The following is a 13417-nucleotide window of genomic DNA, read 5'->3' as shown; positions in this document are numbered from 1 at the left end:
ATGACGACCCGCTTCAGGGTATTGGCCGCCGGCCTCTTCGCCGCCACCGCGCTCGCCGCCGCGCTTCCGGCGGACGCGGCCGACATCACCATCCGCTACGCCTCCCCGTCGGCCGTCACGGACCCGACGCAGGAAGCCATCGTCTGGTTCACCGAGGAGGTGGAGAAGCGCACCGACGGGCGCGTCGCCTTCGAGATGTACCTCGGCAACTCGCTGGTTAAGGACCAGGACATCGTCGCCGCCATCGGCGACGGCCTCATCGAGATGGGCAAGATCTACACTGTCTCCTATCCGGGCCAGATGCAGCTCATCAACATGGTGAACCTGCCGTTCACGAGCCCCTCCCCGTACGTCGCCATCAACGTCATCCACGGCATGATGGAGAAGTACCCCGAGTTCGACGCCGAGCTCGAGAAGCTCAACGTCATGGCCCTCGGCATCATCCCGACCGGCGGCACCGGCATTGTCTCCAAGGAGAAGATCGAGACCGTCGAGGACCTGAAGGGATTCAAGGTCCGGGCACGCGGCGTGCAGGCGCAGGCGTTCTCCGCCGTCGGCGCGACCCCCGTGTCGATCCCCTGGAACGACGTCTACGAGGCGCTCTCCAAGGGCGTCGTGTCGGGCTCGACCAACTACATCGTCACCACCCGCCCCATCCGCCACAACGAGGTGACGGACTATTACGTCGCCGCCGGTCTCGGCCAGGCGATCCAGTTCGAGCTGGTCAACCGCGACTTCTGGAACGCCCTCCCGGAGGACATCCGGACGATCCTGACCGACACCATGCGCGAGGCCGAGGAGCGCTACGCCAAGCGCGCGTCGGAGCTCGCCCTCGAGGAGCGCGAGACCCTCGCCAACGAGAGCGGCCCGGCGAAGATGGAATACATCGCCCTCGACCCGGCCGAACGCGAGAAGTGGATCGCCGCCTCGCCCGACTTCTTCGGCGACTGGGCGAAGGCCAACGCCGCCGCCGGCGACACCGCCGCGATGGTCGAGACCTACAAGTCCCTGCAGGACGAGTTCACCGCGAAGGGCGAGGAACTCGGCGTCGTGGACATGTGGTGACGGGCGCGTCACCCCAACGCCTCCCCCAGCGCGGCTGAGCCGCGTGGCCCCTGGCGTGGGTCCTCTCTGCGGAGGGACCCACGCCCTCTTCCCCTCGAACCTCTCGGAGTGCTGACGTGGACGGCACGCTCCTCGCCCCTGTCGCCGGGCTGACCATGATCGCGCTCCTCGTGATGCGCGTCCCCATCGCGTTCGGCCTCCTGTTCACCGCCGTCGTCGGCCTCTTCGTGCTGAACGCGACGCGGATGGGCGCCTTCAATTTCGACTTCGGCTGGAAGAGCACGGTCTCGATGCTCGGCCGCGACCCGTACTCTTTCGTCGCGAGCTTCACGCTGATGGCGATCCCGATGTTCCTCCTCATGGGGAACTTCGCCTTCGCGTCGGGCGCGACGCGCGACGCATACGCCACGGCGCGGGTCTGGCTGGCGCGACTGCCGGGCGGGCTCGCCTGTGCCTCCGTCGTCGCCTGCGGTCTGTTCGCGGCGATCTCGGGCTCCTCCCTCGCCACCGCCGCCGCCATGGGCCGCATCGCCGTCCCGGAGATGCTGCGCCAGGGCTACGACCCGCGCCTCGCCTCGGGCTCCGTGGCAGCGGGCGGCACGCTCGGCGCGCTGATCCCGCCGTCGATCCTCATGGTGATCTTCGGCATCTTCGCCGAGCAGTCGATCGGCCAACTCCTCATCGGCGGCATCGTGCCGGGGATCCTCACCGCGCTCACCTACGTCGCGATCATCGTCGTCAGGGCCAAGCTGAACCCGCGCCTCGCGCCGCCGGTGACGGAGCGGTTCACGAACCGCGACCGGCTCCTCTCCCTCGCCGGCACGTGGCAGATCCTGCTGATCTTCGCCGTCATCATCACCGTGATCTACACCGGGATCGGCACGCCGACCGAGGCGGCGGCGTTCGGCGCGGCCGCGGTCCTCGTGCTCGGCGTCCTGCGCGGGCGCATCCGCCGGGGAAACGCCTGGTCGGCGGTGCGCGAGACCGTCGTGCAGACGGCGATGATCTTCGCCATCGCCATCGCCTCCAAGGTGCTCGTCTCGTTCGTCGCCTTCACCGGCGTCTCGGCCGACCTCGCGACCTGGGCGGGCAGCATCGAGGGCGGACGCATCTGGGTCCTCCTCGCGCTCACCCTCGCCTACGTGGTGCTGGGCATGTTCATGGACCCGATCGGCATCCTCCTGCTGACGCTGCCGGTGGTGGTGCCGGTGGTCGACGCGCTCGGCTACAACCTCATCTGGTTCGGCGTCTTCCTGGTGAAGCTCCTCGAAGTCGGCATGATCACCCCGCCGGTCGGCCTCAACGTGTTCGTCCTCAAGAGCGCCATCGGCAACGCCGTGTCGCTGGAGAACGTCTTCCGCGGCATCGGCCCCTTCCTCTTGATGGACATCGTGACCCTCGCGATCCTCATCGCCCTGCCGGACCTTGTGCTCTGGCTGCCGAACCTGATGTACGGCTAGAGGCGATGCAAACTATCGGACGTCATGCTGCGGACCGGGCGCAAGTCGCATGAAACATGCAAAGCGCCCCCTCCGGGCCGCCGCGTCGGCCGGCCCGGAGCGACGCGGCAAGGACGTTCGAGATCGGAGTGCGGGACAGCATGAACAGAAAGCGTGGCGGACCGACCATCAAGGACGTCGCGCAGGCGGCGGGCGTCTCCATCGGCACCGCATCCCGCGTGATCAACAAGAAGGCGACCGTGCGGCCGGAGATCCGCAACGCGGTCCTGTCGGCGATCGACCGGCTCAACTACCGCCCCAACGCGGTGGCGCAGTCGATGCGCCGCCAGTCCACCCAGCTCGTCGGCTGCATCATCCGCGAGATCAACATCCCCGCGCTCGCGGCCTTCGTGCGCGCGACCCACGACGTGCTCGACCAGGCGGGCTACTCCCTCGTCATCTCCAACTCCGAGGGGATCCGCGAACGGGAGATCGAGCTGATCGACCGGCTCGGCCGGCTCCAGACCGACGGCGTGATCCTCGGCCCCTACAGCCCGATCGACGCGCAGTTCGAGAAGGTGCTGCACGACTTCGGCGGCCCGATCGTCCTCGTCGATCGCGACAAGCCGGACTGGGCGGACGCGGTGATGGCCGACCATGCCGGCTCCATCGAGGCGGCGACCACCCGGCTCATCAACCTCGGCCATCGCCGGATCTGCCTCATCACCGGCCGGCCGGACCTCTTCCCCGCCGGGGAGCGGGTGCGCGGCTATCGCAACGCCTTCGCGCGCGCCGGCCTGCCGGTCGACGAGGCCTACGTGCGCACAACCGGGTTCCTCGCCAACGAGGGCTTCCGCCATTCCTCCTCGATCCTCGGCGGCAAGGACGCGCCGACCGCGATCATCGCCGGCGGCATCGACATGCTGGCCGGCGTCCTGCGGGCGGTGCGGGTGCGGGGGCTGTCGATCCCGCAGGACATCTCGGTGATCGGCTCGGGCGAATCCGAGCTCGCGGAGCTGCACAGCCCGCCGATCAGCATCCAGCGCTGGGACCAGGCCGAGGTCGGCCGCACCGCCGCCCATCTCCTGCTTCGCCGGATCTCCGGCGACCGGACGAGCCCGCCGGAGCACGTGCTGCTGCCGGCCGAATTCGTCGAGCGCGGCTCCATCGGACCGCCGCGCCAATCCTGATCAGAGGACACGCCCCATGACCACCATCGACACGCCCGCAAGCGAGAGCGCGGCCTTCGCCGACCTCGGCACCTACGAGACGCTTCAGGTGGAGATGGCCGCGCCGCACGTCCTCGTCGTGCGGTTCGACCGGCCGGAGGTGCGCAACGCGATCTCCACCCAGATGGGGCGCGACATCCACACCCTCTTCACCCGCCTCAACGCCGGGCCCGGGGAGATCCGCGCCGTCGTGCTGACCGGGACCGGTGACCGGGCGTTCTGTGCCGGCGTCGACCTGAAGGAGCGGCGCGGCATGTCCGACGCCGACTGGCACCGCCAGCACGCGCTGTTCGAGCGGATGATGCTCGCCATGCTCGACTGCCCGCTGCCGATGATCGCGGCGGTCAACGGTGCCGCCTTCGCCGGCGGCTGCGAGTTCGCCCTCCTCGCGGACTTCATCTACGCGTCCACCAATGCCCGCTTCGCGCTGACGGAGGTGACGATCGGCATCATGCCGGGCGGCGGCGGGACGCAGACGCTGCAGCGCCGCATCGGCTACGCGCGCGCGGCCGAGACGATCTTCACCGGCCGGCCGATCTCGGCGGCCGACGCGGCGGACTGGGGCCTCGTGAACCGCCTGACCGAGCCGGAGACGCTGCTGGCGACAGCGGTGGACACCGCGTCGGCCATCGCCCGCAACGCGCCGCTCTCCATCCGCCAGGCCAAGCGCGCGATGACGCTCGGCGGGCGCATGGACCTGCGCACCGGCATGTTCTTCGAGATCGACGCCTACAACGCCCTCGTCGGCACCGCCGACCGGCGGGAGGGCATCACCGCCTTCAACGAGAAGCGCGCCCCGGTCTTCACCGGCCACTGACCACCGCCGCAACGCCACGCGAGGCGCGGCGACCGGACAGTCGCCGCCGCGGATCCTGAAACGAAAAAGGGGCGCCGGAGATCCGGCGCCCCTTCCGTCGTGCCGGCGAGGGAGAATTCAACCGAGCACGAGCGTCGGCAGCCACAGCGAGAGCTGCGGCACGACCATCACGGCCAGCAACAGCAACGCGATCAGCACCACGAACGGCACGATCCCGCGAATGACCTCCGCCATCGGCGCCTTGGTGATCGACGACAGCACGAAGAGGTTCAGGCCGACGGGCGGCGTCAGCAGCGCGAGCTCCATGTTGATCGTCACGATCACGCCGAACTGGATCGGGTCGATCCCGAACTCCGGCAGCAGCGGCAACAGCACCGGCAGTGCGATCAGGAGGACCGAGAAGACCTCCAGGAACATGCCGAGGACGAAGAACAGCACCGTCACGAACGCCAGGAAGGCCGCCGGACTGAGCTGCTGCTGGCGCGCGAAGTCGACGATCGCCGCCGTCGCCCCGCTCTCCGTCACCCAGTGACCGAAGATCAGCGCGGTCACGATGATGATCATGATCGTCGCCGCGTTGCGCGTGGCGAGCGCGATCAGCGGGATCACCCCCTTGATCGTGATCGAGCGGTAGAAGACGAGGCTCACCAGGATCGCCGCCACCGCCGACAGGGCCGCCGCCTCGGTCACCGTCGCGACGCCGCCGTAGATGCCGCCCAGCACGATGATCGGGATCGACAGCGCCGGCAGCGCGCGCAGGTTGGTAGCGAGGAAGTCGCCCCGCGCCATCGGCGTTTCCGACCGGCGATAGCCCTTGCGGCGCGCGTAGAAGACGATCCACCCGGAGATCAGCGCGGCCTGGATCAGGCCCGGGATCACCCCCGCCAGGAAGAGGCGCGGCACCGACTCGTCGGAGAGGACGCCGTAGACGACCATCGCGAGGCTCGGCGGGATGAGGATGCCGAGCGTGCCGGACGAGCCGACGATGCCGGCCGCGAACGGGCGCGCGTACCCCTCCCGCAGCATCGCCGGCACGAGGATGGTGCCCATCGCGAGCGCCGTCGCGACGCTCGAGCCGCACATCGCCGCGAAAATCGTGCAGGCGATCACGCAGACGATGCCGAGACCGCCGCGCACCCGGCCGACCCAGGTGAGCGCGGCGTCGATCAGCGCCTTCGCGACGCCGCCGCGCTCCATGAACGTCGCGGCGACCACGAAGAAGGGCACCGCGATGAGGGTCTGCGAGTTGAGCTCGTCGACGATCTTCTGCGTCACAGAGATCATCGGCGCGCCGGTGGAAGCGAGGAGCAGCGCCGCGGTCACCCCGAGAACGAGGTAGATCGGCAGGCCGAGGACGAGGAGACCTCCGCCGCCGGCAACCAGTGCGCCCGTCATGCCGGGTCCTCCAGGGTATCGTCAGGGGCGTCCCAGCCGGCGAGGATCGCGATCGCCGCGGTCACATGGCCGATCGCGATGAGGGCCGCCGAGACGGGAAGCGACGCGTAGTAGATCCAGAGCGGGAAGCGCAGGGTGGTCGCCGAGAGGTCGCCGAAGTCCCATGCCTCGTAGGCGACGGCATAGCCGTAGCGGAACAGGAACACCGCGAACGCGGCGCCGACGAGGTTGGCGAGGACATCCAGCCCGCGCTGCACCGTCGTCGGCATCAGGCCGACGACGAGGTCGGCGCGGATGTGCCGCCGCTCGCGCGTCACCCGGCCCACCGCCAGGAGCACCGCCCACATGACGATGTAGACGGTGACCTCCTCCGTCACGTGCGGCGCGTAGGCCGGCGCCAGCCAGCGCAGCACGACGGTGTAGAGGACGAGCGCGAGCGCACCGCCCACCATCGTCCCCGTCACCCAGACTTCGAGGCCGGTCCAGAAGGTGGCAAAGGCCCGCGCGACGCGCGCGAGCGGCGAAGCGCCGCCGCCACCGGACGCGGTGGCAGCGGCGCCGTGGCGCTCGGCGGCGTCAGTCGAGGAGGCCACGCTCGCGCAGCTCCTCGATGGCGAGGCTCACCAGCTCGTCGTCGATCTGCATTTCCTCGACGAGCCCTTCCTGGCGCGGCATCAGCATGCGCCGCCCCTCGGCGAGCTGCTCCTCGGTCGGCGTCGTCATATCCATCCCTTCGGACATCAGTTTCTCGCGCGCGGCGTCCTGCGCCTCGGCGGCCATGCGGCGCTCCTCCGGCACGGTCTCGGCCCACGCCTCGGTGATCGCGTCCTGCAGCTCCGGATCCAGCTTGTCCCAGAACGCGGACGAGACCATCGGCACGTACTGGCCGAACCACTGGCGATCCTCGAAGGCGTGCTTGAGGCCCGAGTCCCACAGCTTCGCGCTGGCGATGCTCTCGTGGGTGGAGGAGACGGCGTCCACCACGTGCGAGGACAGCGCCATGGGCACGTCCGGCCAGGCGATCATGTTGGCGACACCGCCGAAGCCCTCGACGCGCGCCGCGTTCGCGGTCCCGCCGGAGATGCGGATCTTGAGGTTCTTCATGTCGGCGTGCGTCTTGATCGGCGCGCCGGTGGCATAATAGTTCGAGAAGCCGAGGTTGAGCCACGGCCCGAGGACGTGGACGCGCAGCCGGTCCTCCGCCCGCTCGTTGATCTTCTGGCCGATCTCGCCGTCCATCAGCTCGAGCGTCACCTCGGCGGGGAGGCCGTAGAACATCGGCAGCGACGTGAGGCCGAAGCTCGGCACCGCGCCGTCGAGCACCCAGGTGCCGGGGACGGCCATCTCCACCGCGCCCTGGCGCAGCGCGCGCGCCACGTCACGGTCACGGTAGAGCTGCGCGGAGGGGTAGACCTCCACCTTCAGCTTGTCGCCGGCCTTCTCCTCGAGCTTCTCGACGAAGAGCTCGATGGCGTGGTTGCGCACGTGGCTCGGGTTCGTGTCGAGCGAGATGCGCATCGTCTCCTGCGCCGCGGCGCTCGTGACGAAGGCGGCGCTCAGGACGAGGCCTGCCGCCAGCCGAGCGAGTGTTCGGGTCATCGTGGATTCCTCCCAGTATGGCGGGCCCCGCCTCTCCGGACGGTGGCCCTGGTCAGTGTCAGTGCGGTACGGCCAGCGGCAGGTCCCGCAGGGACGGCAGGTCGGCCAGGTTGAGGAGCGCCGTGCAAAGCTCGTCGGCGGCGGCCGGCGAGAGGCGGCGCGTGGCGCAGTCGCGGAACTTCTCGCGCAGCTCCTCCTCGGAGAGGCGGCGCTCCCAGCTCCCCTTGGCGTAGGCGACGGGTGCCGCCTCGAGGCGCTGGCCACGCGCGACGACATAGACGTCGTCCGTCGGCGCGAACGGCGTGCCCGGCATCTCCTCCCTGGTGGTGGTGCAGGACACCTTCTCCATCGCCGCCATCACCTCGGGCCGGCGCACGAAATCGTCCGTCAGCTCCGACAGGCCGACGCGGCGCGCGACCAGCGCCGAGGCCATCGCGAACTCCATCGAGAACTTCGCCTCGAGCCCCGTCTTCGGCCGATGGTTGCGCAGCATGAGGAGTTGGGTCTCGCCGGTCTTGACGTGAACCTCCTCCACGTCCTCCGGCTTCAGGTCGTGCTCGGCGACGATGTCGAGCATCGCGTCGATGGCGCGGTGGGTGGAGTAGCAGAGCGGATAGCGCTTCACGTTGACGCCGAGGTCCGGCAGCCGCCACGTCCGGCCCAGCGCGTGGTCCTGGTCGGAGAGATCGGGATTGCCGGAGGGCGAGTGCGCCCGCATGAAGCCTGTGCGGTGCTCCAGCGCGTCCGGCGATCCGGTGAACCCGTCCTTGGCGAGGCGCGCGGCGATGACACCCGCCTGCGCCGCGCGGCCGGCGTGAAGCGGCTTCGTCATGGTGCCGAAGTTGGCGACGAGGCCCGCGGCGAGCGAGGCGCCGATGGCGATGGCGTTGGCCGTCTGCTCGGCATCCAGCTTGTTGAGGTGCGCGCAGGCCGCGGCGGACGACACCGCGCCCCAGGCCGCCGTCGGGTGGAAGCCGCGGTCGTGGAGCTGGCCGGGCTCGAGGTCCTTGAGCAGCGCCCAGATCTCGTAGCCGATGACGTAGGCGTTGAGCGCGTCGCGGCCGGACGACCCGAGGGTCCAGCCCTCCGCGAGGATCGCCGGAGCGAGCACGGTGGACGGGTGGCCGTCCATCGCGACGTCGTCGTAGTCGAGCGCGTGGCCGGCGACGCCGTTGACGAAGGCGGCGTCCGAGGCCGTCAGGTTGCGGCCCGAGGGGATCTGCGGCGCGCCGGTGTTCGACGTCGAGGTCTCGACGAGGCGCGCGGCCATCATGGCGGCGGGCTCGTCGGCGCCGGCGATCATCACGCCGACGCAGTCGGCGATGCCGACGATGGCCGCCTCGAGGGCCGCGTCGGGCACCTCTGCGAGCGGATAATGGGCCGCGAAGGCGGCGGTCTGGCGGGTCAGTCCATCCATGGCGGGGCCTCTAGTAGGAGCGCGGCAGGCCGAGCACCTTGGTGCTCAGGAAGGCGAGGATCATGTTGGAGGAGATCGGCGCGGTCTGATAAAGCCGCGCCTCGCGCCACTTGCGCTCGACGTCGTACTCCTTGGCGAAGCCGAAGCCGCCGTGGACCATCAGCGCGGCCTCGGCCGCCTGCCAGGTCGCCTCGGACGCGAGAAGCTTCGCCATGTTGGCGTCCGCCCCGCAGGGCTGGTTCGCCTGGAAGAGCGCGGCGGCGCGGCGGGCCATCATCTCCGCCGCCTCCAGGGAGGCGTAGGCCCGGGCGAGCGGGAACTGCACGCCCTGGTTCTGGCCGATGGCGCGGCCGAAGACGGTGCGGTCGTTGGCGTAGTCGACGCCCTTCCTCAGGAGCCAGCGTCCGTCGCCGATGCACTCCTGCGCCACGAGGATGCGCTCCGCGTTCATCCCGTCGAGGATGTAGCGGAAGCCCTGCCCCTCCTCGCCGATGAGGTTCTCGGCGGGCACCTCCATGTTGTCGAAGAACACTTCGGTGGTGTTGTGGTTGATGAGGGCGTCGATCGGCTTGATCTCGCAGCCGTTCCCCTTCGCCTCGCGCAGGTCCACCAGGAACACCGACAGCCCGTCGGTGCGCTTCTTGCACTCGGAGGCCGGCGTGGTGCGCGCCAGGAGCAGCATCAGGTCCGAATAGAGCGCGCGGGACGTCCAGACCTTCTGGCCGTTGACGACGTACTTGTCGTTGCCCTTCTTCTCGGCGCGGGTCTTCAGCTGCGTGGTGTCGGAGCCGGTGGTCGGCTCGGTCACGCCAAACGCCTGCAGGCGCAGTTCGCCCGACGCAATCTTCGGCAGGTAGCGCCGCTTCTGCTCCTCGCTGCCGTGCCGCAGCAGGGTGCCCATGATGTACATCTGCGCATGCGCCGGGCTCGCGGTGCAGCCGGAGGCGTTGATCTCCTCCAGGATGACGGCGGCCGCGCGCAGGGGCAGGCCGGATCCGCCGTACTCCTCGGGAATGAGGGCGCCGAGGAAGCCGCCTTCGGTGAGGGCGTCGACGAACTCGGACGGGTAGCTCGAGGTCTCCTCGAGCTTGCGCCAGTAGGCGGTGGGGTAGTCCTCGCAGATGCGGCGGACGGCGTCGCGCAGGTCGCCGTAGTCCTCGCCGAGCGCGACGGTCACCTCGGCGGAGTCGGAGGGCATCATGTCCATGGGGTCTTCCTCAGGCGGCCTGGCGGTGGATCGGCGCGAAGGTCTTGGGCAGGCCCGACTGGGCGACCTGGCCGGCGAAGCGCTCGCCCGGGAGCCATGTCTCGACCGTCTGGCGCAGGGCGACGAGGGCCTCTATGTCGATGCCGGTGGCAAAGCCCGTCGCCTCGGCGAGGAACGCCGCGTCCTCGAGGTTGATGTTGCCCGACGCGCCGGGCGCGAACGGGCAGCCGCCGAGGCCGCCGATGGAGGCGTCGAACGCCCGCACGCCGACCTCGAGAGCCGCCGCCATGTTGGCGAGGCCGAGGCCGCGCGTATCGTGCAGGTGCAGAAGGAGCGGCCGGTCGCCGATCTCCTTCATCACGCCGGTCAGGATGCGCTTCACCTGCGCCGGGTTCGCGTAGCCCACCGTGTCGGCGACGATGATCTCGTCCGCCCCGAGGCCGCAGAGCTCGGCCGCGATCTCGTAGACCCGGGCCTCCGGCACCTCGCCCTGGATGGTGCAGCCGAAGGCGGTGGCGATACCGGCAGCGAGGCAGGTCTTCGGCGCGGTCTCGTTGCGCAGCTCGACGATGCGGCCGAAGTCGTCGATCGAGGCCTGCGTCGAGCGGCGGATGTTGGCGAGGTTGTGCTCCTCGCTGGCCGACAGGACGTAGTTGAGCTTCGGGATACCGAGCGCGAAGCCGCGTTCGGCGCCGCGCGCATTGGGGATCAGCGCGGACGGCAGGTAACCGGGGATCGAGAGGGTCGCGGCGACCACCTCCTCGGCGTCGGCGAACTGGGGTGCGATCTTCGCGGGGACCAGCGAGGTGATCTCCACCTCCGGCACGCCGGCGGCGACGACGCGCCGGCACCACTCGATCTTGTGTTCGGTCGGCACGATGGCCTTGACGAGCTGGAGCCCGTCCCTGAGGCCGACATCGCGCAAAATAACGTTTTCCATGCCCTCTCCTATCGCCGCGTTGCGCAGTTGGCGGTGACGGGGGTGGGCCGGCACGCCGGGTGCCGCCGATGTCGCGCCCTGGCGCGCATCTTCCCTCACATCACCCGGCATTTCCTCGCCGACCGATCGGCCTTCCCTTGTGCGCCGGCGCTCGCACGCAAACCGCAGCGTCGCTTCTTTTGTGCCCCGACGGTAGGTTTGCCTCGTCGGCCTGTCAATATAACGTTTCATATTTCAATCGCCCGGAGCGCCCCGGCAAGGGCGGAAGTCATGTCCTCCCGCGGGTCCGACGGTCGCCGCACAGGCCTGACGCCGCCGGATCCGTGCAGCGAACGGCCCCGGCGCGGCGCGCCATCGCTGCCGGTGTGCAAAACGGTCGCGCTCCTGGATGCGAAGGGCCGGGAAGGCCGGTCCCCGACCGCGCCCGGCGATGTCCATCGCAGAGGCCGGGCCGGTCCCGGCCACCGAACGGCAGGACCGCGGATACGCCTCAGATGCAGGGCCACACGCGTTGGTAGAATGCTGCCGCAAAGGTATTGTCTTGCCTGCCCGCAGTGGACAGGCGCCGGACCGGCGTCATGGGACGGCTCCGGCGCTGGGTCAGGAGCCTCGGCGACAGGGAGGCACGACGTGAGCGAACCCACCATCCGTGACGTCACGTACCAGCTCCTGAGAGAGCTCGGCCTGACGACGGTCTTCGGCAACCCGGGATCCACCGAGGAGACCTTCCTCAAGGACTTCCCCGGGGACTTCCGCTACATCCAGACCCTGCAGGAGGCGTCGGCCGTGGGCGCGGCGGACGGCTACGCGCAGGGCATGCGCCGGCCCGCGCTCGTCAACGTGCACACCTCGGCCGGCCTCTGCAACGGGATGAGCAACGTCCTGACGGCGGCGATGAACCACACGCCCCTCATCATCACCGCCGGCAACCAGACGCGCGAGATGCTGCTGATGGAGCCGTGGCTCACCAACATCGAGCCCGGCATGCTGCCGCGCCCCTGGGTAAAATGGAGCTACGAGCCGGTCCGCGCCGAGGACGTGCCGGCCGCGTTCATGCGCGCCTACGCCGTGGCGATGCAGCCGCCGCAGGGCCCGGTCTTCCTCTCCATCCCGCTCGACGACTGGGACAAGCCCGCGCGGGGCGCGGCCACCGTGCGCAGCGTCGCCTCGCGCGTCGCCCCGGATCCGGATGGGATCGCGCGCTTTGCCGAGGCGCTCGGCGCAGCCCGCCACCCCGCGCTGATCTACGGCGCCGCGATCGCCCGCGGCCAGGGCTGGCCCCAGGCCATCGCCCTCGCCGAGAAGCTCCAGGCCCCGGTCTACTCGGCCCCCGCCTCGGAGCGCCCGCCGTTTCCCGAGACGCACGCGCTCTACTGCGGTGGCCTCCCCTTCGCCATAGGCCCCCTCGCGAAGCGGCTGGAGGGGCACGACCTCGCGGTCGTCATCGGCGCGCCCGTCTTCCGCTACTACCCCTACGTGCCCGGCCCGTGGCTGCCCGACGGCCTGCGCCTGCTCCACGTGTCCGACGATCCGGTGGAGACCGGGCGCGCCCCGGTCGGCGAGAGCCTGATCGGCGACGCGGTGCTGGCGCTCGAAGCGCTGGAGCGGCTGGTGCCGCCCCGCGCCGAGCCGGTACGCCCGATCGAGCGGCAACCCCACGGCATGGCCCCTCACCCCGCCGCGACGGGTGGCGCCGCGGACGGAGAGATCGGCGCCCTCGACCTCTTCCGCGCGCTGCGGGAGGCCGCCCCGGCCGACACGGTGCTGGTGGAGGAGTCCCCCTCCAACCTCGGCGAGCTGCACACCGCATGGCCGGTCGACAAGCCCGACTCGTTCTACACCTTCGCCAGCGGCAGCCTCGGCTGGAACCTGCCGGCAGCCGTCGGCATCGCCCTCGCCGAGCGTGACAGCGGGCGCAACCGCCCGGTGCTGGCCGTCATCGGCGACGGCTCGTTCCAGTACTCCGTACAGGCCCTGTGGACCGCCGCGCAGCACGACCTGCCCGTCCTGTTCGTCGCCCCGCGCAACGGCCAGTACGCCATCCTGAAGGCGTTCGCCGAGCTCGAGGAGACGCCGGGCGTTCCCGGCCTCGACATCCCCGGCCTCGACCTCGTCGCGCTGGCGAAGGGCTACGGCTGCACCGGGGAGCGTGCCGAGACGCTCGACGAGGTGCGCCGGATCTGCGCCGAAGCGTTTTCCCGCAAGGGACCGACGGTTCTAGAGGTCCCGATCGCGAAGACCGTCCCGTCCCTCCTCTGACCCGCCGCGAGCGCCACGGGTCGCGCGCCCGCATACGAAAACGTCCGCCC

11 protein-coding genes are annotated in these 13417 nt (G+C 70.1%); 5 read left to right on the top strand and 6 right to left on the bottom strand.

Features of this window, described 5'->3' with window-relative positions:
• The 4 genes from dctP (DLJ53_RS10080) (at position 1) to DLJ53_RS10065 (ending at position 4550) form a co-directional block, all read left to right on the top strand.
• Positions 1–1065 (top strand): TRAP transporter substrate-binding protein DctP, encoded by a 1065-nt coding sequence (gene dctP / locus DLJ53_RS10080; RefSeq protein ID WP_111344836.1) that lies wholly within the window; start codon positions 1–3, stop codon positions 1063–1065.
• Between the two features lie 116 nt (positions 1066–1181).
• Positions 1182–2525, top strand: coding sequence for a TRAP transporter large permease (locus DLJ53_RS10075; RefSeq protein ID WP_202913094.1), 1344 nt, complete (start codon positions 1182–1184; stop codon positions 2523–2525).
• 140 nt (positions 2526–2665) lie between these two features.
• Positions 2666–3694 carry a LacI family DNA-binding transcriptional regulator gene (locus DLJ53_RS10070; protein ID WP_111344834.1) on the top strand — a complete coding sequence of 343 codons (1029 nt, stop codon included), beginning with the start codon at positions 2666–2668 and terminating at the stop codon, positions 3692–3694.
• 16 nt (positions 3695–3710) lie between these two features.
• Entirely contained in the window at positions 3711–4550 is an 840-nt protein-coding gene (locus DLJ53_RS10065; RefSeq protein ID WP_111344832.1) for an enoyl-CoA hydratase/isomerase family protein, read from the top strand.
• A 117-nt stretch (positions 4551–4667) separates the two neighbouring features.
• On the opposite strand, the gene DLJ53_RS10060 is transcribed toward DLJ53_RS10065, so the two are convergent.
• Genes DLJ53_RS10060 through DLJ53_RS10035 form a run of 6 tightly spaced genes read right to left on the bottom strand, consistent with a single transcriptional unit; the run spans position 4668 to position 11108 of the window.
• Positions 4668–5945 carry a TRAP transporter large permease gene (locus DLJ53_RS10060; protein ID WP_111344830.1) on the bottom strand — a complete coding sequence of 426 codons (1278 nt, stop codon included), beginning with the start codon at positions 5943–5945 and terminating at the stop codon, positions 4668–4670.
• The gene (locus tag DLJ53_RS10055; RefSeq protein WP_111344828.1) at positions 5942–6538 is read right to left on the bottom strand and encodes a TRAP transporter small permease; all 597 of its coding nucleotides are present in this window, start codon (positions 6536–6538) and stop codon (positions 5942–5944) included. Before DLJ53_RS10055 ends, DLJ53_RS10060 begins: the two co-directional genes overlap by 4 nt.
• Positions 6522–7544, bottom strand: a complete 1023-nt coding sequence (gene dctP / locus DLJ53_RS10050) for a TRAP transporter substrate-binding protein DctP (RefSeq protein ID WP_111344826.1) — start codon at positions 7542–7544, stop codon at positions 6522–6524. The genes DLJ53_RS10055 and dctP (DLJ53_RS10050) overlap by 17 nt, the downstream gene beginning before the upstream one ends.
• Positions 7545–7602: 58 nt before the next feature.
• On the bottom strand, positions 7603–8961 hold the full coding sequence (locus tag DLJ53_RS10045; protein WP_111344824.1) for an MmgE/PrpD family protein: 1359 nt from the start codon (positions 8959–8961) through the stop codon (positions 7603–7605).
• 10 nt (positions 8962–8971) lie between these two features.
• A complete protein-coding gene (locus DLJ53_RS10040) occupies positions 8972–10168 on the bottom strand; it encodes an acyl-CoA dehydrogenase family protein (RefSeq protein WP_111344822.1) in 1197 nt (398 codons plus the stop codon).
• 10 nt (positions 10169–10178) lie between these two features.
• Entirely contained in the window at positions 10179–11108 is a 930-nt protein-coding gene (locus tag DLJ53_RS10035) for a hydroxymethylglutaryl-CoA lyase (RefSeq protein ID WP_111344820.1), read from the bottom strand.
• Positions 11109–11738: 630 nt separating this feature from the next.
• On the opposite strand from DLJ53_RS10035, the gene mdlC reads away from it, so the two are divergent.
• A complete protein-coding gene (gene mdlC, locus DLJ53_RS10030) occupies positions 11739–13367 on the top strand; it encodes a benzoylformate decarboxylase (RefSeq protein WP_111344818.1) in 1629 nt (542 codons plus the stop codon).
• Positions 13368–13417 lie beyond the last annotated feature (50 nt).

Origin of the sequence: Acuticoccus sediminis, assembly GCF_003258595.1 — a bacterium.
Taxonomy (GTDB): Bacteria; Pseudomonadota; Alphaproteobacteria; order Rhizobiales; family Amorphaceae; genus Acuticoccus; species Acuticoccus sediminis.
This window is presented reverse-complemented; position numbering and strand designations above follow the sequence as displayed.